Genomic DNA, 20483 nt, shown 5'->3' with positions numbered 1-20483 from the left:
GGCTAAGAGGGTTCGATGATGCCTTGTTCGGTGACGATTAGGTCGAGGGGTTGATCGGTGGGTTCAAGCGGGAGATCGTCGATTTCTTGCGCCGCATAGGCAAAGCCGATGGCCAGCGTCGGTTTGATTGCGCGCAGGCCTTCGAGAGTTCGATCATAAAAGCCGCCGCCATAGCCGAGCCGCCCACCGCTGCGTGAAAAGGCAACAAGCGGCACGATGAGGATCTCGGGGGTGATCCAGTCGCCGCTTTCAGGGATGCGCGCGCCGAAAGCGCCGTCGATCATTGTGCAATCCGGCGACCAAGCGCGAAATTTCAACGGGTGGCCGGCGGCCTCAATAACGGGAAGGCACACAGGGCCATGTGCGCTGGCTTCTTCCATTACAGGCGTTGGGTCTATTTCGGTGCGCATTTGTGCGTAGCCCGCGAGTGGCACACCGCGATAACCCGCAAGAACCGAAGACAGATGGCCCGCGTGCCCCATGCCCGCTTCGTGGGCTGCCTTGCGTGCTGCGAAGGCTGATTTACGCGCTGCGTCTTTGCGGTCCTGAAGCGTCATAGGAGCATCACCGCAGCGAGGCCGAGGAAGGCGAAAAAGCCAACAACATCCGTAACAGTTGTCACAAACGCGCCCGAGGCAAGCGCCGGATCGACGCCCATTTTCTCAAGCACGACAGGAATTCCCGTCCCCGCAAGCCCTGCGACAACCATGTTTATCACCATCGCCAAGGCGATCACCACGCCAAGCATCGGTTGGCCAAACCATACCCAACCAATTAACCCCATAACGATCGCAAAAACCATACCGTTGACGAGGCCCACTAGAACTTCACGACGGATAACCCGCCAAACGTTCGCGCCTGTAAGGTCTTTGGTGGCAATCGAACGCACGGCAACCGTCAGCGACTGTGTACCCGCATTTCCGCCCATGGACGCCACAATCGGCATCAACACGGCGAGCGCTACGAGGGTTGCGATGGTGTCCTCGAACATCGCGATCACGAGAGAGGCGAAAATCGCGGTCACAAGGTTCACAGCCAACCACGGGAAGCGGCGTTTGGTGGTGGCGATCACCTTGTCGGTCAGGCTCGATTCAGCATCAACACCGGCAAGGCGCAGAATGTCTTCGTCGTGTTCATCGTCCAGAACAATCATCGCGTCATCTATCGTGATAACGCCGACGAGCCTGTCATCTTCGTCAACGACGGGCGCGGAAATCAGGTGATATTGGTTGAACGCATAAGCCACGTCTTCCTCATCTTGATCAACGCGGAAAGTTCGAAAGCTCTCTTCTATCAGTTCGGTGAGTGGGACGTCACGTGAAGTACCAAGCAAACGCCCTAGCGCCACGTAACCCACCGGTTTCACACGAGGATCAACAAGAATGACATGATAGAAATGCTCTGGCAAATCGTCAGACGCACGCAAGTAATCAATCGCTTCGCCGACGGTCCAATGTGACGGTGCGCACACGACCTCGACTTGCATAAGGCGACCAGCGGATTCTTCCGGGTAGGCCAGCGCTTTCTCGACAGCGACACGATCCCCTGCCTCCAGAGCATCAAGAACCTGCCACTGATGTTCTTCGTCGAGGTCTTCAACGAGGTCGACAACGTCATCGGATTCCAGATCACGTACGGCCTCGGCCAATTCAGTCGGCTCAAGTGCGTTGATGACTTCCTCGCGAAGGTCATCCCCGAGCTCAGACAGGATATCCCCGTCCATCCCGCCTTTTCGCAAGTGCAACAATGCCGCGCGGTCACGTTCGTCTATCTGCTCAAAAAGGTCGGCAATGTCGGCTGGGTGCAACGGATCAAGAAGCGCATCAATGGTGCCAGCATCCCCAAGTTGGACCGCGTCAATAACCGCAGCAACAAGGTTCTTGGGCAGACCTTCGTCTTCTTCAATCATTTCGACGGTATCAGCCATAATGACCCTCCATTGCGCTGCACAATATCCATATGCAGCCTACCCTCAAGCAATGATCTATGTTTTGACGATTTACCTGCCGCCATCTGGGGACTAACAACGAAGCATGACTGATCAACTCCTCCTTGGACAAACTTTACGCTTCTCTGGTGATCCGTTTGTGGGTGATCCAGAAGCAGTCACGCACATTAGTGCGCGCGGCGGGGTTTTGGTGCGCGACGGGCGGATCGCAGCCGTTGGCGAAGCCGACGATTTGCGACGCGACAACCCCCAAGCAACTGTAACAGAGCACGGCAACCACTTGATTACGGCCGGTTTCGTCGATGCGCATATGCACTACCCCCAGACTGCGATGATCGCGTCATGGGGCAAGCGGTTGATCGATTGGTTAAACACCTACACGTTCCCCGAAGAAATGCGTTTTGCAGACCGCGCCTATGCCGATGATATCGCCGGGCGCACGCTTGATCTGGCGCTGGCAAACGGGACGACGACCCTCACCAGCTTTTGTACGATCCACCCACAGAGTGTTGAGGCCTTTTTTGAAGCGGCCAACACGCGCGGGATGGCGGTTGTTGGTGGTAAAACATGTATGGATCGAAACGCGCCAGACGGGCTACAAGATGATGCGCAATCGGCCTACTCCGACAGTAAAAGCCTGTTGGAAACTTGGCATGGAAAGGATCGCATTTCCTACGCGATCACCCCACGTTTTTCCCCGACCTCAACCCCCGAACAGTTAGACGCGCTCGGCGCGCTTTGGGCGGAATTCCCTGACGTTTTGATGCAAACGCATTTGTCTGAGCAGTTAGACGAAATTGAATGGGTCCGTGGGTTGTTCCCCGATACCCGCGACTACCTCGATACCTATGAGAAATTCGGGCTGCTCGGGGAACGTGGGCTGTATGGCCATGCAATCCATCTTGAGCCGCGTGAGATTGATCGGCTGGCAGAGGTGAACGCGGCCGTTGTTCATTGTCCGACCTCAAACACCTTCATCGGGTCGGGCCTGTTTAACATGTCTGGCCTGAAATCACGCGGCATTCGCACGGGGCTGGCAACAGACACAGGCGGCGGTTCGTCGTTTTCGATGTTGCGAACAATGGCCGCGGCCTATGAAATCTCGCAGTTGCGTGGCACGGCATTGCACCCTGCCCAGCTGATGTGGCTCGCAACCGAGGGTTCGGCGTCTGCTTTGCATATGTCTGGCGAAATCGGCTCGCTCAACGTTGGGGCAATGGCGGATATCGCGGTGCTAGACCTCGCTTCAACGCCAGCAATCACACAGCGGTCTTGCCGCGCCGACTCCCTGTGGGAGGCGTTGTTCCCGACCATCATGATGGGTGATGATCGTTCTATTTCAACAACTTATGTTGCAGGGCGACCTGTTTAGCAGCCACGCCCAAGCATCATAACCCAATGGTTTTCAAACCGACCGATGCCGAATTGTTTGGCGTCCCTAAGCAAAATATTGCGACGGTGACCCGGTGAATTCATCCAAGCTGTCATAACATCCGCCTCGGTCCGTTGACCCCAAGCAATGTTTTCAGCGGCAACGCACCCATATCCGGCAGCACGCGCTCGCGAAGAAAGATCAGATCCATTTAGCCCTTGATGGGAAAAGTAGTTGTTCACCACCATGTCTTGCGCATGACCGCGGGACGCTTGAGACAGTCGCGGGTCTTCTGAAATCGGCCCAAGGCCGTTCGCCGCGCGTTGCTGGTTGATCATTGCCGCCATACTGCTCGCCGGAGCCGCGGTTTGTGCCAAATTCACCGTCGGCGCAGGCGGAGGCGTAGGCGTAGGCGTAGGCGTAGGCGTAGGCGTAGGCTGGCAAGCGGCCAAAGCCATAACAGCCAATACAAGTAGATTTCGCATTGCTCGCTCCTCTTTTTTTATTGCTGCAAACCTCGCACAAGCTGGTTTTGCTTCACAATGGCCCGTCCCAAATCGAAGCTGACTACGTGCCCATCTGCAACAATCTGACGCCCTTCTACGAACAAATGCTTAACATTTGTGGGGCCAGCCAACAAAATTGCGGCTGGGTCCCACGAACCTGCGCTGTGGATTCCCGACACATCCCAAATAGCGATATCCGCCCGCTTTCCGACGGCGACTTGGCCGCAATCATCGCGCCCCAACACTTCAGCGCCCCCGCGCGTTGCGATTTCCAACGCCTCACGCGCGGACATCGCATCAGCGCCATTCGCGACCCGTTGCAACAGCATCGTCTGGCGCGCTTCCCCAACAAGCGACCCCGCATCGTTTGACGCGGACCCATCAACCCCAAGGCCCACGTTCACCCCCGCATCCCGCATCGCACGCACGGGCGCGATCCCAGACCCAAGGCGGCAATTGGAACACGGGCAATGGGCGACGCCCGTCTTCGATCTCGCAAATAAATCAATCTCTTGCCCATCAAGCTTCACGCAATGCGCATGCCAAACGTCAGACCCCGTCCACCCCAAATCTTCTGCATACTGCCCCGGGCGGCAGCCAAATTTCTCAAGCGAGTAGGCAATATCTTCATCGTTCTCCGCCAGATGGGTGTGCAGCATCACACCCTTATCACGCGCCAGAATAGCCGCATCGCGCATCAGGTCGCGGCTGACAGAAAACGGTGAACATGGCGCCACCCCGACGCGCACCATCGCGCCCTCTTTGGGGTCATGAAACGCGTCAATCACCCGGATGCAATCCTCAAGAATGCCCGCCTCACGCTCAACCAAACAGTCAGGCGGCAACCCACCATCACTTTCGCCAATGCTCATCGCGCCACGCGTCGGATGGAACCGCAGACCGACCTCACCCGCTGCAGCTATCGTATCATCTAAACGCGCGCCATTCGGATAAAGGTACAGGTGATCAGACGTCATCGTGCAGCCGCTCAACGCCAATTCAGCCAATCCGATTTGTGCTGAAATAAACATCTCCTCAGGCCCGAACCGCGCCCAAATCGGGTAAAGCGTCTGCAACCACCCGAACAACAACGCATCCTGCCCACCAGGAACCGCACGTGTCAGTGTTTGATATAAATGGTGATGCGTATTCACCAAGCCTGGCGTTACAACGCAGCCCGCCGCGTTAATCACTTCCGCGCGCCCAGCCTCTAGCCCTGATCCAACGCCGACAATAACGCCATCACGCAGTAAGACATCGGCCTCAGCCAGCTCGCTGCGCGCATCATCCATTGTAAGAACCGCCAAAGCGCCCTTAATCAAAACATCAGGCATCTGCCCTCCTTTCGATCCCGTTCGGTAAGAAATGTGTCGCCAGAACGGGTAAGGACGCGACAAGCGAAGTCTAACGATACGCGATCGACCTTCAACCCTGCCTTTGTTTCACAAATATCCTGGGGGAATCGCGCAGCGATGGGGGCTAGCCCCCTCTTGGTCGGATTTGCGCAGCAAATTCGATCAGTGCTTTGAAAGGATCGCCAAAGCCTGCGCGTGGAGTTCTTCATTGGCAGCCGCTAGCGCCCGTCCGCCTTCATGCGCAGGGCCGCCACGCCAATCTGTTACAATCCCGCCAGAAGCCTCAATCACCGCGATGGGCGCCTGAATGTCATAAGCACTCAGCCCCGCTTCGACGACAAGGTCCACCTGCCCTGCTGCCAACAACGCATAGCCATAACAGTCCATGCCGTATCGCGTCAGCTTGCAGCGTTCTGCAACTGCCTGAAACCCGATCGCGTCATCCTCAATGCCGACTTCGGGAAAGGTGGTCAGGATTGTCGCCTCGGCCAGACTGGCCGTTTTCTTGGTCCCCAACGCACGCGCGCCCAAAGGCCCCGTCATGGTTGCGTGGCCAAAACCACCCTCGAACCGTTCTCCAATGTAGGGTTGATCGATCAATCCATAAAGCGGACCACTCGCATCACGTACTGAAACCAAAACGCCCCATGTCGGGGTGCCTGAAATAAACCCACGTGTGCCGTCGATCGGGTCTAATACCCACTGTAGCCCGCTTGTGCCATCATGCTCTCCGAACTCTTCGCCCAAAATCCCGTCCATCGGGCGCAGATCCGCCAGAATGGCACGCATGGCTTGCTCTGCAGCGCGATCCGCCTCGGTTACGGGGTCAAATCCCGTGGCATCTTTGTTGTCAGATGTAAGGCCCGAACGAAACAAGGGCAGGATCGCAGCGCGCGCGGCATCCGCCATGACATGCGCGCAGTCGCGCAGCAATGTCATCTCGCTTTCGGTCAAGGTAACTTTGGAAAGGGTCATGCGCCCGCCTTTGTCTTAAATGTCCCCAACGCGGTAGCGCCGGGAACAGTCAAAGGTCAAGGGCCGTTGCGCAGCTTAAGCAGCTTCGCTGAGAACACGTGCCAGATCGAACAGGCGACGGCGTTGGTTTTCTGGTATCGCGTAGTAGGACCGCAAAAGGTCCAGCGCTTCTTTGTCAGACAGAATATCGCTCGGCATCCCGCCCAGCTCTTCCGGGATCAATTTGCCGTCCAGCCCTTCAAAGAAGAACGCAACTTCAACACCAAGTGCTGCAGCAATATCCCAAAGACGGGACGCGCTGACACGGTTCATACCGGTTTCGTATTTCTGGATCTGCTGGAATTTGATACCAACCTGATCTGCAAGTTGTTGCTGTGTTGTTCCGCTTACCCAACGGCGGTGGCGAATGCGTTTTCCGACATGTACGTCTACTGGATGTTTCATATAAGTCGTCCTATGTTTAGCCCGGCTCAGTTGGTTTCAACGCCGCAGACAATTTAAAGTTGTGCAGATTCTTCTGCTCTGAGAACCTAAGAACCGCCCTGCGGTGAAACACGCAAGGGTTGCAGTCCCTATCCTATCCTTTAGGACAGGTTTGCACCGTGTTACCCTGTCGAAAAGGACAGGATTCCTGTTTTTCTCTGCTCTAACGCTCACTCGTAACCCTTTGGGAAATGCCGCTACCGGCTTGTGCTTTAAAGGGTTTCTTTTACCGAAAGTTCCCCATGCAAGCCTTCCAAGTTGAATCTTACGCCACCCCACCAACGTTGAGAGTCATAAATCCACCAGCGCCCGCAAAAGGCGAAGTGCTGCTCAATATCGAAGCATGTGGGCTGAATTTTGCCGATCTTCTTATGGCTAAAGGCACGTACCAAGACACACCAAACCCGCCCTTCACCTTGGGTATGGAAGTTTGCGGCACGGTACTCGCATTGGGCGAAGGTGTTAGTGAAGCTAAAATCGGTACGCGTGTTGCGGTCTTTGGAGGCCAAGGGGGATTGGCCCAGCAGGGTGTCTTCCCGGCTCTGCTCTGTCGAGAGGTCCCTGACGAAATGTCGCCGCAAGTCGCAGCGGGATTTCAAGTCGCGTACGGCACATCACATCTCGCACTAACGCGACGTGCAAAACTGCAAGCCGGGGAAACACTCTTAGTAATGGGGGCTGCGGGCGGCGTAGGCCTGACGGCAGTCGAAATCGGCAAGGCGATGGGCGCGACCGTCATCGCCGTCGCGCGCGGCGCTGACAAACTGGCCGTCGCAACCGCCGCTGGTGCAGATCACGTGATTGACGCGAGTGCAGACATCACAGCCGAAGTCCGCGCCCTTGGCGGTGCTGATGTGGTCTATGACCCTGTTGGTGGGGCCGCCTTCAAAGCAGCGATGCGTGCCACCAACCGCGAGGGCCGCATGATCACAATCGGATTTGCCAGCGGCGACGTGCCACAAATTCCGTCCAACCATCTGCTGGTCAAGAACATCACTGTCATTGGGTTCTATTGGGGCGGATATCTAAAGTTTAACCCAACTGCACTGACTGACAGCATGGGTGAGCTGATGGATTGGTACGTTCAAGGCCGTCTGAAACCTCATGTCAGCCATGTTCTACCCTTGGAACAATCTGCAGACGCACTTGAGCTACTGCGCAGCCGCACAAGCACCGGCAAGGTCGTTGTAACGCTTTAGACGCTGCGCAGTTTGGCGGCATGCGTCGCCCATTCAGACATATAGGATTCCCGGATCATATCGTGCAAAGCGGCTTGAACTGGGTCCTTTTTGGATTGCATATACAGAACAATCTGCGACTTTCCCGGATCTGGCAAACTTGCTTCGGACGGAACTGGCGCAGTTTGACGCGCATAGACACCCTTGATGACAGCGTGAACAGCCAAGTCAGCACTTACTACGGCTTGAATGGCGGTGTCGGTATGAGACTCAACAACCATCTCCCACGCAAAGCTCTCGTCATCCATCCGTTTCAGAACACCAGAACGGAAGATGCAATTGCTACAAAACGCGACTGGAAGCGGACGTTGCTTCCATGCCGTTCCTCCGGCGGCGCCAACCCAAACCAAGGGAAGTGTCACAAGGGATTCACCCCCGGGGCCAGGCTCAGCCTCGGTGGTAATGATGGCGTCACACTCGCCACGTCCAAACATCGCACGTAGGGCTTTGGTCGGCTCGGACACAAGGTGGATTTTCATGCGCGGGAATTCAGCTGCAAAGCGGCGCAACACATGGGGAATGTAGGGATCAATGATATCGTGCGGAACACCCAGCGTGATCGCCCCCTCATACTCATCTGCCGTCATCCGTTGCAGCGCTTCATCGTTAAGCGACAGCATCCGACGGGCATAGCTGAGCAACTGCTCGCCCTCGGCCGTGACAGAGATTTGGCGCGCGGAACGATCAAGTAGCGACAGATCAAGGCTTTCTTCCAGCCGCTTAAGCTGCATTGAGACTGCCGATTGGGTCAGGTTCAAAACCCCCGCAGCCTTGGTGACACCGCCGGCATCCGCAACCGTCACGAATGAGCGTAGCGCGGTAAGGTCCAGATTTCTCGCCATATCACCAATCCTGATGCTTCACATTTCAATCATTCATTTCCCTTATGCGTCAAATTACCCGATACATCAAGATATCAAATGCAATACGGCACTCACATCACGAAAGGACATAACATGACACTCTCCCTAAGCCGCACAACCGCCACCACATGCACACAGCAGCACAAGGCACCTGCGCCGTCACTGTTTACGTTCCTGACAGTTTGGAAAGAACGCCGTGAGCTCGCCGGATTGAGCGAAGCCCGCCTAAAGGACATCGGTGTAAGCCCCCGCGCAGCCGCACAAGAGGCCGCACGCCCCGTTTGGGATTTACCATCCCGCCACCGCTGAACGGCAATTGCGGGCAAATTTATGTGATAATTTGCACGTAAACCCGCAGTTTTCCTTGAATTACAGGGGAACCATGCCAATATCACCCCCAAGGGAGTTCCGGCGGCCAAATGGTCCGTTTCAGGGGCCCGAATGATTGAAATGATCACCTTGGAGGGATCTCATGGCTGACTACAGAACCCCCGGAATGGGCGCCACGGCTGGCGTACGTACCGCGGAAATTGACGAGGGTCTTCGCGCCCACATGAACAAAGTCTATGGGCTGATGTCCATGGCAATGGTTGTTACGGCAGTGCTTGCTTATGCCATCGGCACAAGCCCTGTCGCGCTTGAAACCATCTTTACAAACACACCGCTTCTTTACGCGATCATGTTTGGCCCACTCGCGCTTGTGCTGGTGCTGAACTTCAGCTTTGCCCGCCTGTCGGTTGGCGCATTGAATGGCATCTTCTGGGCCTACGCAGCCCTGACTGGCGCATCTTTGTCGGTGATTTTCCAGATGTTCAATCTGGGTGAGATCTTCGTTGCATTGGGTATCACATCCGTGGCCTTCCTTGGCCTGTCCCTTGTTGGCTACACAACAAAGAAAGACCTTGGTCCAATCGGCTCGTTCCTGATCATGGGCGCGTGGGGCTTGATCGCGCTGTCACTCGCATCCTGGATCTTCGGGTTCAGCTTTAGCGGCATGACGTTCTTCATCAACATCGCTGCCCTCGTGATTTTTGCAGGCCTGACAGCCTACTACACGCAAAGCATCAAGAACGAGTATCTGCAGGCCCGCACATACGGCGGCCCAGAAGCGGAAATGTACCTAGAAAAAGCCGCTATTGTTGGCGCGCTGAGCCTCTACATCTCGTTCATCGCGATGTTCCGATCCATCTTGTTCTTACTGTCCGGCCGCGAATAAACACCGGTTCAGTTGAAAGAATTGGGGCCGCCTTCGGGCGGCCCTTTTTTGTTGTTATGTTTGAATTCGAATTGGCTACGCCAATCCGATCCATGCGGCTTCGCCGCTTAAGGGAAAAGGGGGCCAGCCCCCGTCCTGCGGACTCCCCCGGGATATTTGTGAAACAAAAGCAAGGTGAAGAGGCGTTGGCCTAGTGGCGACATATTGCTGCTTTGGCGGCTAATCCTCGACGATGTTCCCTAAACTACGCTGACCTTGCTAGCGTGAGGCCCAGCGGTTTGGCGTTTCTATTAGACACAAAGGACTAACCAGTGAAATTGATGCGCTCGTTTTTAGGTCCCCACGATCCCGTTTCCTTGGCGCTTGTTGCAGCAGAATTGGCGGTAAATGTTGGCCCTTGGAAGCAGGCTGCTGTCCTAGGAATTGGCGGTTTGAATGCTGTTGGTTTTGATCGCGCAAGTGAAACCATGCTCGTGACATCTGTGAACGGGCAAAGTGTGATTGACGGCGCGACCGGTGAAATCCTGTATCGCAACCGCGATGAGGATGGGCTGGACGCATCTGCCCTTAAAGGCACGCGCCTTGATCATCCCGCGGACGAGCGTTTCGATATGGCGGGGCTATACGGTGGCGGCCTGCGCACCATGACCGACGATGGTTGGAGCGTTGAAAGGATCGGGTCCTATTGCGTTTTGCACCCCGCAGGCGCCTCTGTGCATTTTCTTGATGCGAAGTGGGCGGAGTATAACAAGGATGCCTCCTTCCACTTAGTTGATCGATCTGGAGAGGAGATAAGAGCGCACGGCTTTTCATGGACTGGCCGAACGTTGATCTGCGCAACGCCAAGCACCCTGTCGATTTGGAATCGCCCTGCCCCGCTTACCCTTTAACGTATCAGCAAACGAAAACGGGCCGCCCGTTGAGGCGACCCGTTTCTATTCGTTCAAATCAGGCGATCTTACTTGATCTTGCCTTCTTTGTATTCAACGTGCTTGCGCACAACTGGGTCGTATTTGTTGACGACCATCTTTTCAGTCATTGTGCGTGCGTTTTTCTTTGCCACGTAGAAGTGGCCGGTGCCTGCAGAAGAGTTCAGGCGGATTTTGATCGTGGTTGGCTTCGCCATGGTGTGTCTCCGGCTTCGCGCGGCAAAATGCGGCGCGTAAATTGAATCTGAACCCGCCTTTTAGGGGGTTTGCCCCCCGAGTCAACAGCAATCACACGCGGCGATGCCTTCTGATGAATTAGCCCGTATGTTTAGGCCCGTTTCAGCGTCAAATTTCTGGCATAGCACACATCACACGCCTTAACTGCTGAGTAGGCTGCGCATTTGCAAGCAAACGCGCCTTGCCTACCCGTATTTCTGGACCTTCGTCCAGAAATACGCGGAGGATCTATAAGCCGGATTTTGTTCCCCGCCGAAGCGGTTTGATGGCCATTCATCTAAGGCGCTTGTTACCAAACACCCTCTAGCTGCCAACCCGGACCTGCTCGGATCAAGACGATCCTGTGGTTACCCACACGCGGCCCCTATTTGGCATTGCTCCTGATGGGGCTTGCCTTGCCAGCGATGTTGCCATCGCCGCGGTGGGCTCTTACTCCACCGTTTCACCCTTACCTAGTAAACTAGGCGGTCTGTTCTCTGTGGCGCTGTCCGTCGGGTTACCCCGCCTGGGCGTTACCCAGCATCATGCCTTGATGGAGTCCGGACTTTCCTCGATGCAGGTTGCCCCACACCGCGGCCATCCGATCCTCCGCGTAGCGTCGGGTTAAGACGTAAGCGCTGACCGATCAATAGGAAATCTCTGCGCGAGATCAGCGGCGATCGCGCAATCCCAGCCATCCAGCGGCCCCTCATGCCCCTGTCTGTGGCGCAACCGGAACGCAGCGAGCAGCACGTCCGTGCTAACCCCTGCGCCATATCCAACGGCTGAAAGGTCGCGCAATAAGGCGTCCTCGTTTGCCGCGATAGCGGCAGGTGGAGACGCCGCCACGGCCAAACCCGCATGCACCAAACGCGCCCAGTCAAACTTTGCGCCGGGGTCAATTTTGCGCCCCGGTGCGAGGTCAGAATGAGCGATCACCCGCTCAGGTGGGATCGCCCAACGGGTCATGATTTCGGGTAACAGGCGTTCTAACGCGTCCATCAATGGGGCCGCAAAGGGGGCGCTTCCGGTGTTGTTCAGTTCAATCCCGATGGAACGCGAATTGACGTCGGTAATATCCCCCCAAGACCCCGCACCCGCATGCCATGCGCGTTGGTCCTCGGCCACCATCTGCACCACATTCCCTTGTTCGGAAATGATATAATGCGCGGATACTTCGGCTTCGGGGTTGCACAACCAGTCTCGCGCCGCGCACCAGTCAGGCATCGCGGTGTAGTGCAAAACAATGATGTCAGGGGTCGCCCCATCGCGCCGCTCACCAAAGTTCGGTGAAAGGCTCAAACTTAGTTGCCAGTCGCGAACGCGCGGAACGCTTGCGGGTCCCATCCACAGGCGAAACCGTCACCATCAGGGTCGATACCAAGGCGGTCACGCTGCGGGCCACCACGGCTGATGAAATCGCGCTGCGCGTCATCCGGCGTGCGGTACTTGGCGCAGTTGCGTTGGAAACGGCCTTCGCCAGAAATGCGGGAGCGGTCAAACACTGGCTCGCCACGGTCATTTGGCGCCTGCAACGCATATTGAACAATATTCGGACCAGCGTTGCCCGAACGGTCGGGAAGTGCTGTGGCTTCAATCAATTGATACGCAGCCGCTTGGCGTGCGCGGCGTTCAGCATCGCTTTCGATGCTCTGTCGCGAGGAAACGGCTTGAAAATCCTGCTCGTCAGAGATTTCGGGATTGGATGCAAGGGCAGCTTGCTCCTCAGCGGTTGTTCTATCGGTCTGCCTTGGAATGATACCTGCCTCGGCCAATTCTGTTGTCGAAACGCCCAGCGCTGGTGGCACAATTGCACCATTTTGCGTCAGTGTCGGGGTCGTCGTGCCTTGCAACGCAGCCTCACGGCGGGCGCGATCAAGCTCATATTGAGCATAATCATTGAAACCCACGCCAGCACCACTGTCTGGAACCTGCGTCGTACACGCCGTCAAAGCCAAAAGGTTAACACCAAGAATCGCTATCTTTTTCATACGTTTAGTCACAGGGGCGCGTCGCCCCCTTACTTTCATAAGTCGAATTTAGACGCGGTTTACCACCAACGGTTCGGTTTTGCTACAAATTGCAGGGATTGCTCCAACGCGTAGGCAGTATTCAGCAAATCGCCTTCTTCCCACGGACGACCAATCAATTGCAGGCCAAGGGGTAAGCCGTTTTTGTCCAGACCTGCGGGAACCGCGATGCCCGGCAATCCAGCGAGGTTCGTTGTGACTGTGAAGACGTCATTCAAATACATCTGTACCGGATCCGCGTCCTTCATCGCGCCTAATTCAAAGGCCGAAGACGGGGTCGCGGGTGTCAGGATCGCATCGACACCATCCGCAAATACGTTCTCAAAGTCGCGCTTAATCAGCGCACGCACCTTACGAGCGCGGTTGTAATAAGCGTCATAGAAACCGGCGCTGAGGACGTATGTCCCAATCATCACGCGGCGTTTCACTTCGTTACCGAACCCTTCGGCACGGGTCTTTTCGTACATCTCGGTGATGCCATCGCCAGCATCCAACGTGGCGCGGTGGCCAAAACGCACGCCGTCATAACGTGCAAGGTTGGAAGATGCCTCGGCTGGGGCGATCACATAGTAAGCTGGCAACGCGTATTGGGTGTGCGGCAGCGAGATATCTTTGATGACCGCGCCTGCATCTTTCAGCATTGTGGTGCCGTCTTCCCAAAGCTTGGAAATCTCTTCCGGCATGCCGTCCATGCGGTATTCTTTTGGAATACCGATTGTTTTGCCACGAATGTCACCTGTCAGCGCAGCCTCAAAGTCCGGCACGGCAAGATCGGCGGATGTGCTGTCTTTCGGATCATGCCCAGACATCGCCTTCAACATAATCGCGGAATCGCGCACGTCTTTGGTCATTGGGCCTGCTTGATCGAGCGAGGACGCGAACGCCACAACGCCCCAACGGGACACGCGGCCATAGGTTGGTTTGATGCCTGTAATGCCCGTGAAGGCAGCAGGTTGGCGGATGGAACCGCCCGTATCCGTGCCCGTCGCGCCAAGACATAAGTCCGCCGCAACCGCAGTGGCTGAGCCACCAGAAGACCCACCCGGGGTTAGCTGTGCGTCGTCATTGCCGCGCTTCCACGGGTTCACAGCGTTGCCGTAAACAGAGGTTTCGTTGGAAGAGCCCATCGCGAATTCGTCCATGTTCAGTTTGCCGAGCATGACCGCGCCGTCTGCGAACAACTGGGTTGTCACAGTGGATTCATACTCCGGCTTGAAGCCTTCGAGGATACCGGATGCGGCCTGTGACGGTACGCCCTTGGTGCAGAACAAGTCTTTGATACCAAGCGGAATACCGTTCAGATCACCACCAGCTTTGTTTGCGTCCGCAGCTTTCGCCATGTCCATCGCCAGCTCGGGTGTTTTGTGGACGAACGCGCCCAGCGCATCTGCTTTTTCGATCTCTGACAGGCAGGCCTGCGTTAGTTCAACGGATGTCACCTCGCCCTTTTTCAGGGCGTCACGCGCTTCGGAGATTTTGAGTTTTGAAAGTTCAGACATTATTCAACCACCTTCGGAACTGCGAAAAACCCTTCGCGGGCATCGGGTGCATTTTTCAGAACGGCCGCTTGCTGGCTGCCATCGTTGACCACATCGTCGCGGCGCTTCAGGCGCTGCGGCGTCACGGATGTCATGGGCTCAACCCCGTCAACATCGACTTCGTTCAACTGTTCAATGAAGCCCAGTATCGCGCTGAATTCATTGGCTAATTCTGGCAGTTCTTTCTCTGGCACAGCAATCCGCGCGAGTTTCGCAACGCGGCGGGCGGTTTCGATGTCGATGGACATGGGATTTCTCCGTTCAAATCTTTGTCCCGCTTTACCCCTCGTGCGCGCAGGCTTCAACCACCGCGACGCTAGGCTTGGCGTTTTGCGGCAAAGAACGCCTTTAACAGGTCCTCGGATGCTTGGGCAGAAAGCCCGTCGTAAACTTCGGGCGCGTGATGGCATTGGGGTTGCGCGAAGATGCGCGGCCCTTGGGCGACTCCGCCGGATTTTGGATCGGCCGCGCCGTAATAAAGCCGCGCGATGCGGGCGTTCGAGATCGCAGAAGCGCACATCGGGCAAGGTTCAAGCGTGACATAGAGGTCGTGACCCGTCAGGCGTTCCTGTCCAAGGGCCGCACAGGCCGCGCGGATCGCAAGGATTTCCGCATGGGCCGTCGGATCATTCAGCTCGCGGGTTCGATTGCCAGCCACTGCGATGACCTCCCCTGACGGGGAAACCACCACAGCGCCCACGGGGACTTCGTCGCGGATAGCGGCGGATTTGGCCTCATGCAGGGCGGCGTCCATGTGGGTGCGGAAAGTCATGTGCTTTGATGGGCTTTGGCTGGTGTGTTTGGCAAGGGTTGGATTTGAGTATTTGAGAGCCAAAGAAAATGGGTGTTTCGCTTTGATATTGAGCGGGATAGCGTGCAGCCATGAGTAGTGATCCGTCTTATGACCCCGCCGATGTTGCCGCGCTTTTTGACCGTTGTGCAGGGAATTACCGTTGGTGGAGCAATGTGAGTTCGTTCGGGTTTGTAAACCGTTGGCGGCGTGCGGCGGTGCGTCAGCTGCCGGCGACGCATCCAGAGGTGGTGGTGGATTTGATGGCGGGTACAGGCGAGATTTGGCCCCATGTGTTGGCGCGTTTTCCGGATGCCGAGATCACGGCGATTGATATTTCGCACCAAATGCATCTGCATGCGCTAGAAGTTTTGCACAGCGAGCGGGCCGATAAGATTACCCATCTGGAAGCCAACGCCCTGACAACGCCCCTGCCCGATGGGATTGCGGACGTCGTCGTGTCTACGTTTGGGTTAAAGACCTTTAATGCCGAACAGCACGTCATTTTGGCTGAGCAAGTGAAGCGGCTTTTGAAACCGGGTGGTGCGTTTTCTTTGCTTGAAGCGTCCGACCCTAAGGGCTGGATTGGGCGGCCGTTATTTCGGTTTTATATGGATCACGTCATTCCGTTGGTGGAAAAACTGTTCCTAAAAGGTGCCGAAGATTTCAGCATGGTTGGCCCTTATTCCAAACGTTTCGGCGATTGCGAAAGCTTTGCGCAAGCCATGCGGGATGTCGGGCTTGAGGTAACGTATCATCGGCATTTCTTTGGCTGCGCCACCTCGGTGTCAGGGCGAAAGCCCGTTGCCTAAGCCTGTGTGAGGGGCTAGGGCCAAGGGATGACTGAAGAGAACAAGAAAAAGCCCGCAGGGGACCGTATCGCCAAAGTTTTGGCGCGTGCAGGTATTGCCAGCCGCCGCGAGGCCGAGAAAATCATCGAAGCGGGCCGTGTGCAGGTGAATGGGGTTATCATCACCTCGCCCGCATTGAACGTAACAGAACGCGACCGGATTGTGGTGGACAACAAGCCCCTTGCCGAACCGGAAGCGCCGCGCATCTGGCTATATCACAAGCCCGCCGGACTGGTGACGACCGAGCGTGATGAAAAGGGTCGCAAGACCGTGTTTGGCGCGCTGCCGCCTGAAATGCCGCGTGTGATGTCTGTTGGGCGGCTCGATATCGCGTCAGAGGGGTTGCTGCTGCTGACCAACGATGGTGAGCTGAAACGCACGATGGAGTTACCCGCGACGGGTTGGCTGCGAAGATACCGTGTGCGCATCAACGGGTCCTTATCTGAGGCAAAGCTGGACGAATTGCGCAATGGGATCACCGTGGACGGCGTCGAATACGCCCCCGTTGAAGTGAAATTCGACCGCCAGCAAGGGGCCAACGCGTGGCTAACGATGGGGTTACGCGAAGGAAAGAACCGCGAAATTCGCCGTCTTATGGAGGCGATGGGCGTGGTCGTGAACCGTCTATTGCGCATTTCATATGGGCCGTTCCAGCTTGGGACGCTCAAGCCCGGCGCAGTGGAAGAGGTCAAGCAACGCATCGTGCGCGACCAGATGGGCCTGCGAAAGACACCCAAACCGACAATGGTAAAACGCAACACCAAGGGCAAACGCCCGCCGCCAAAACGCGGCACAAACGCGTCCGCTAAGGCGAAACCAACGGGTTCAACGGGGAAAACACCGCGCAGATGACCCTTGCCCCTGTGTTTTGGGGTGTGCATGGTTGGTTCGACTGATTTATCAAAGTCTTTGGGGACGTTTCATGCGTATTGAGTTTGCTGTAACATTGCCATTGGCGAACCGTGGAGGCGTGCGTGCCTGATACTGTGAAAACCATTTCGTTTGTTTTGCTGATCCTGCTGATGCTCGGCGTTGTTACCGGCTGGCTTGGGGGGCTTTAGATATGGCTAAGAAGTTTGGCGGCAAATTCAGCCCCGATGGAACCGAAGGCAGTGCCATTCGTGAGGCGGTTGTCGATGAACGTCGCGTCAATGCGGCGGGTGCCAAGGCTGGTATCTTGTTTGTTCCGGGTGTGATCCTTGCCTTTCTGTCATTAAACGAAGGCGCGTTGAATTTACTGCTTGGGTTGGGCGGCGCCGCTGTTTTGACCTTGGCCGCGTGGCTTACGCGTGACGGGTTGAAGGCGGCGGCGGCCTATGACTTGCGTAAAGTGGCGCGAAAGCCCGCACTTCCGCGCAAGCTGCTTGGTGCTATTTTTACCGGCGCTGGCATCACGATGGCATCTTTATCCAATGATCCCAGCGTTTTGGCGGCCGTTCTTTATGGCATCGTCGCCGCTGGATTGCACATCACCGCCTTTGGTATGGATCCGTTGCGCGACAAACGTATGGAGGGGATTGATACCTTTCAACAAGACCGCGTCGCCAAGGTGGTTGATGAGGCCGAGGCGCATCTTGCCTCCATGACTGATCACATTGCCAGCATTGGCGACCGTCATTTGGAAACCCGCACAGCACAGTTTCAAGCAGCCGCGCGGCGCATGATCCGCACCGTTGAGGAAGACCCGCGTGACCTGACCGGTGCGCGTAAATTCTTAGGTGTTTATCTGATGGGCGCACGGGACGCGGCAGCCAAGTTTGCTGATCTCTATAAACGCCAACGGAATGAAGACGCCCGCGGAGATTTCGAAAACCTGCTTACAGACCTTGAGCAGAATTTCGCCGCACGAACAGAGAAGATGTTGCTCGATGACCGCAGCGACATGGATATTGAAATCAAAGTGCTGCGCGATCGTTTGCAGCGCGAAGGCCTATAAACGGGCCACTACCTAGGGGGACACATATGTCTGACACAGTTGCAAAAAACATGGAGGCCGCACAAGCGAGCCTTAAAAACGTCGAGAAAGTCACAGCCGTGATTTTGGCAGAACCGAAGAATGAACTCGTCACGTTGGAAGCTGCCAACAAAAAAACATCCGCCGCGATCACCAAGCGGATGAAAGAGCTGAACATGGAAGATACGAATTCCATCATCTCTTTCGGCAGCTCCGCGCAGGCTGAATTGCAGGAAATCTCGCAATCCATGCTGCAAGGCGTACGCAATAAGGACGTGGGTCCAGCAGGCGACAGCCTTCGTGAAATCGTGACAACCATTCGCGGCTTTAACGTTTCCGAACTCGACGTGCGCCGCAAACGTAGCTGGTGGGAACGCCTGTTGGGTCGCATGGCCCCTGCTGCAAAGTTTGCTGCCAAGTTCGAAACGGTTCAGGGCCAGATTGATAAGGTCACTGATGATCTTCTCAAGCACGAACACGTGCTGCTGAAGGACATCGAAAGCCTTGATGTTTTGTATGACAAAACTCTCAGCTTCTATGACGAACTGGGCCTCTACATCGCGGCTGGCGAAGCCAAGTTGGCGGAAATGGATTCCACGGTCATTCCTGCAAAGGAAAAAGAAGTGGCAGACGCGCCGGAAGATCAGGGCGTCATGAAAGCGCAGGAATTGCGCGATCTGCGTGCTGCACGTGATGATCTGGAACGCCGTGTTCATGACCTCAAACTGACACGTCAGGTGACCATGCAGTCCTTGCCGTCCATCCGTTTGGTTCAGGAAAACGACAAGTCCCTTGTGACCAAGATCAATTCCACGCTGATCAACACTGTTCCGTTGTGGGAAACCCAGCTGGCGCAGGCCGTCACGATCCAACGTTCTGCTGAAGCAGCTGTTGCCGTTCGCGAAGCCAACGATCTGACCAACGAGCTTTTGACAGCCAACGCGGAAAACCTGCGTTCGGCCAACAAAATGATCCGCACTGAAATGGAACGCGGCGTGTTCGACATCGAAGCGATCAAAAAGGCCAACGCTGACCTGATCGGCACCATCGAGGAAAGCCTGCAAATTGCTGATGAAGGCAAGCGCAAGCGTGCTGAAGCCGAAGTTGAGCTGAAGAACATGGAAGCCGAACTAAAGGCGACTTTGTCCGCAGCCAAAGCACGCGGCACTGCGTCCGGTCACAACATCGGTTCCGCCGCTGGCGCGGAGTAACGATTTGATCCTGAACGCAGGCGGGAAATTGGGGAAAGCACTGGGTCTTGCGGCCCTGCTGATCCTTGCCGCCTGCGAAGTGGCGGAGCCTGTTGCGCCGCCACCAACAACACCAGAGCAACGCCCAATAGGGCTTGTCCCCCCTGCTCTGCCGCCCGCACCCATTGCAGCAACGCCATCTGATGCCAGCCGCGCATTGTCGGTGCACTTCCAACGCCTTCAAAACGACCTTATGGCGCGTGGCCTTTTGCGCACGGATGGCGGCGGACCGGACACCACGTTTACCGACACAGTACTCGCCCGCAATTTCGTGCGCATCGCCCTATTCGATGAATTCGTCATGACCCCAACAGGCCTTCGCGCGCAGCCAACCCTCAGCCGCCTGCGCCGCTGGGAAGTACCCGTGAAGTTCACGGTGCAATACGGCGCCACGATCCCCGAAGATCAACGCCTTGAGGACAGCCAAAACGTCCGCAACTATGTGTCCCGCTTATCCCGAGTTTCTGGCCAGCCGATGTCGATGAACGACACGGACCCGAATTTCCACGTGCTAATCCTGAACGAAGACGACCGCTTGGGATTTGAGGGAGAGCTACGCGCCCTCGTCCCCGGTATCGATGACGCCAGCGTCGGCGCGTTCCTAAACGTTCCGCGCGACACGCTGTGTCTGGTGCTGGCCTTTTCGCAGGACGGCAACCCGCAGTATTCACAGGCCGTCGCGCTGATCCGCGGTGAACACCCTGACTTGATGCGCCTTGCCTGTATCCACGAAGAACTGGCGCAGGGATTGGGCCTCGCCAACGACAGCCCGCAAGCCCGCCCAAGTATCTTCAATGATGACGAAGAATTTGGTCTCCTGACCACCCATGATGAACTGCTGTTAAAAATGCTCTATGATGACCGCCTGCAAACGGGCATGGCCGCCGCCGAAGCCGCCCCCATCGCGCGGGTCATCGCGACTGAATTGACGAACTCTGGGCCAAGTTAAACGAATACTGAACACAACGA

23 protein-coding genes and 1 other RNA gene are annotated in these 20483 nt (G+C 56.3%); 10 read left to right on the top strand and 14 right to left on the bottom strand.

Going from position 1 to position 20483, the window contains the following annotated elements:
- Positions 1–2 precede the first annotated feature (2 nt).
- Both OCA8868_RS06930 and mgtE read right to left on the bottom strand, forming a co-directional pair.
- Positions 3–557, bottom strand: a complete 555-nt coding sequence (locus OCA8868_RS06930; RefSeq protein ID WP_093995839.1) for a 5-formyltetrahydrofolate cyclo-ligase — start codon at positions 555–557, stop codon at positions 3–5.
- The gene (gene mgtE / locus OCA8868_RS06925) at positions 554–1927 is read right to left on the bottom strand and encodes a magnesium transporter (protein ID WP_093995838.1); all 1374 of its coding nucleotides are present in this window, start codon (positions 1925–1927) and stop codon (positions 554–556) included. Before mgtE ends, OCA8868_RS06930 begins: the two co-directional genes overlap by 4 nt.
- A gap of 106 nt (positions 1928–2033) precedes the next feature.
- Here mgtE and guaD point away from each other — a divergent pair, with 106 nt between their 5' ends.
- The gene (gene guaD, locus OCA8868_RS06920; protein ID WP_093995837.1) at positions 2034–3320 is read left to right on the top strand and encodes a guanine deaminase; all 1287 of its coding nucleotides are present in this window, start codon (positions 2034–2036) and stop codon (positions 3318–3320) included.
- Here guaD and OCA8868_RS06915 read toward each other — a convergent pair.
- From OCA8868_RS06915 to OCA8868_RS06900, 4 genes are all read right to left on the bottom strand, one after another.
- On the bottom strand, positions 3317–3805 hold the full coding sequence (locus OCA8868_RS06915; protein ID WP_093995836.1) for a CAP domain-containing protein: 489 nt from the start codon (positions 3803–3805) through the stop codon (positions 3317–3319). The genes guaD and OCA8868_RS06915 overlap by 4 nt on opposite strands.
- A 17-nt stretch (positions 3806–3822) precedes the next feature.
- Positions 3823–5160, bottom strand: a complete 1338-nt coding sequence (locus tag OCA8868_RS06910) for an 8-oxoguanine deaminase (RefSeq protein WP_093995835.1) — start codon at positions 5158–5160, stop codon at positions 3823–3825.
- A 183-nt stretch (positions 5161–5343) separates the two neighbouring features.
- Complete coding sequence (locus OCA8868_RS06905) at positions 5344–6156, bottom strand: inositol monophosphatase family protein (protein WP_093995834.1); 813 nt, start codon at positions 6154–6156, stop codon at positions 5344–5346.
- Positions 6157–6231: 75 nt separating this feature from the next.
- A complete protein-coding gene (locus OCA8868_RS06900; protein WP_093995833.1) occupies positions 6232–6600 on the bottom strand; it encodes a helix-turn-helix domain-containing protein in 369 nt (122 codons plus the stop codon).
- 281 nt (positions 6601–6881) lie between these two features.
- On the opposite strand from OCA8868_RS06900, the gene OCA8868_RS06895 reads away from it, so the two are divergent.
- The gene (locus OCA8868_RS06895) at positions 6882–7838 is read left to right on the top strand and encodes an NADPH:quinone oxidoreductase family protein (RefSeq protein WP_093995832.1); all 957 of its coding nucleotides are present in this window, start codon (positions 6882–6884) and stop codon (positions 7836–7838) included.
- Here OCA8868_RS06895 and OCA8868_RS06890 read toward each other — a convergent pair.
- Complete coding sequence (locus OCA8868_RS06890; RefSeq protein WP_093995831.1) at positions 7835–8719, bottom strand: LysR family transcriptional regulator; 885 nt, start codon at positions 8717–8719, stop codon at positions 7835–7837. The two genes, OCA8868_RS06895 and OCA8868_RS06890, sit on opposite strands and share 4 nt — an antisense overlap.
- A 114-nt stretch (positions 8720–8833) precedes the next feature.
- Between OCA8868_RS06890 and OCA8868_RS06885 the strand changes: the two genes are divergently transcribed.
- From OCA8868_RS06885 to OCA8868_RS06875, 3 genes are all read left to right on the top strand, one after another.
- Positions 8834–9049: a DUF1127 domain-containing protein gene (locus tag OCA8868_RS06885; protein WP_093995830.1), complete on the top strand. Its 216-nt coding sequence runs from the start codon at positions 8834–8836 to the stop codon at positions 9047–9049.
- A 163-nt stretch (positions 9050–9212) separates the two neighbouring features.
- On the top strand, positions 9213–9956 hold the full coding sequence (locus OCA8868_RS06880; RefSeq protein WP_093995829.1) for a Bax inhibitor-1/YccA family protein: 744 nt from the start codon (positions 9213–9215) through the stop codon (positions 9954–9956).
- A 311-nt stretch (positions 9957–10267) separates the two neighbouring features.
- Positions 10268–10846: a hypothetical protein gene (locus tag OCA8868_RS06875; protein WP_143849558.1), complete on the top strand. Its 579-nt coding sequence runs from the start codon at positions 10268–10270 to the stop codon at positions 10844–10846.
- Between the two features lie 68 nt (positions 10847–10914).
- Here the strand turns inward: OCA8868_RS06875 and rpmG are convergent, their stop codons facing one another.
- From rpmG to OCA8868_RS06840, 7 genes are all read right to left on the bottom strand, one after another.
- On the bottom strand, positions 10915–11082 hold the full coding sequence (gene rpmG, locus OCA8868_RS06870; RefSeq protein WP_049833842.1) for a 50S ribosomal protein L33: 168 nt from the start codon (positions 11080–11082) through the stop codon (positions 10915–10917).
- A gap of 255 nt (positions 11083–11337) precedes the next feature.
- Positions 11338–11714, bottom strand: an RNA gene (rnpB, locus tag OCA8868_RS06865) — RNase P RNA component class A.
- Between the two features lie 11 nt (positions 11715–11725).
- Positions 11726–12403: an N-acetylmuramoyl-L-alanine amidase gene (locus OCA8868_RS06860; RefSeq protein WP_093996183.1), complete on the bottom strand. Its 678-nt coding sequence runs from the start codon at positions 12401–12403 to the stop codon at positions 11726–11728.
- A gap of 2 nt (positions 12404–12405) precedes the next feature.
- Positions 12406–13092 (bottom strand): hypothetical protein, encoded by a 687-nt coding sequence (locus tag OCA8868_RS06855; protein WP_245848096.1) that lies wholly within the window; start codon positions 13090–13092, stop codon positions 12406–12408.
- A 59-nt stretch (positions 13093–13151) separates the two neighbouring features.
- The gene (gene gatA, locus OCA8868_RS06850; protein ID WP_093995826.1) at positions 13152–14630 is read right to left on the bottom strand and encodes an Asp-tRNA(Asn)/Glu-tRNA(Gln) amidotransferase subunit GatA; all 1479 of its coding nucleotides are present in this window, start codon (positions 14628–14630) and stop codon (positions 13152–13154) included.
- Positions 14630–14917 (bottom strand): Asp-tRNA(Asn)/Glu-tRNA(Gln) amidotransferase subunit GatC, encoded by a 288-nt coding sequence (gene gatC / locus OCA8868_RS06845; protein ID WP_093995825.1) that lies wholly within the window; start codon positions 14915–14917, stop codon positions 14630–14632. Before gatC ends, gatA begins: the two co-directional genes overlap by 1 nt.
- A 68-nt stretch (positions 14918–14985) precedes the next feature.
- Positions 14986–15441 (bottom strand): nucleoside deaminase, encoded by a 456-nt coding sequence (locus tag OCA8868_RS06840; protein WP_093995824.1) that lies wholly within the window; start codon positions 15439–15441, stop codon positions 14986–14988.
- A gap of 110 nt (positions 15442–15551) precedes the next feature.
- Between OCA8868_RS06840 and OCA8868_RS06835 the strand changes: the two genes are divergently transcribed.
- The 5 genes from OCA8868_RS06835 to OCA8868_RS06815 all read left to right on the top strand — a co-directional run bounded on the left by OCA8868_RS06835 (position 15552) and on the right by OCA8868_RS06815 (position 20463).
- Complete coding sequence (locus OCA8868_RS06835; RefSeq protein WP_093995823.1) at positions 15552–16271, top strand: class I SAM-dependent methyltransferase; 720 nt, start codon at positions 15552–15554, stop codon at positions 16269–16271.
- 27 nt (positions 16272–16298) lie between these two features.
- Positions 16299–17162, top strand: a complete 864-nt coding sequence (locus OCA8868_RS06830; protein ID WP_093995822.1) for a pseudouridine synthase — start codon at positions 16299–16301, stop codon at positions 17160–17162.
- Positions 17163–17373: 211 nt separating this feature from the next.
- Positions 17374–18246 (top strand): 5-bromo-4-chloroindolyl phosphate hydrolysis family protein, encoded by an 873-nt coding sequence (locus tag OCA8868_RS06825; protein ID WP_093995821.1) that lies wholly within the window; start codon positions 17374–17376, stop codon positions 18244–18246.
- Positions 18247–18272: 26 nt separating this feature from the next.
- Positions 18273–19475 carry a toxic anion resistance protein gene (locus OCA8868_RS06820; RefSeq protein ID WP_093995820.1) on the top strand — a complete coding sequence of 401 codons (1203 nt, stop codon included), beginning with the start codon at positions 18273–18275 and terminating at the stop codon, positions 19473–19475.
- 7 nt (positions 19476–19482) lie between these two features.
- Positions 19483–20463: a DUF2927 domain-containing protein gene (locus OCA8868_RS06815; protein WP_370737995.1), complete on the top strand. Its 981-nt coding sequence runs from the start codon at positions 19483–19485 to the stop codon at positions 20461–20463.
- The last annotated feature ends 20 nt before the right edge of the window (positions 20464–20483 follow it).

Source organism: Octadecabacter ascidiaceicola (genome assembly GCF_900185015.1).
GTDB lineage: Bacteria > Pseudomonadota > Alphaproteobacteria > Rhodobacterales > Rhodobacteraceae > Octadecabacter > Octadecabacter ascidiaceicola.
Note: the sequence above shows the minus strand (reverse complement) of the source record. Positions and strands in the feature narration are given on the sequence as shown.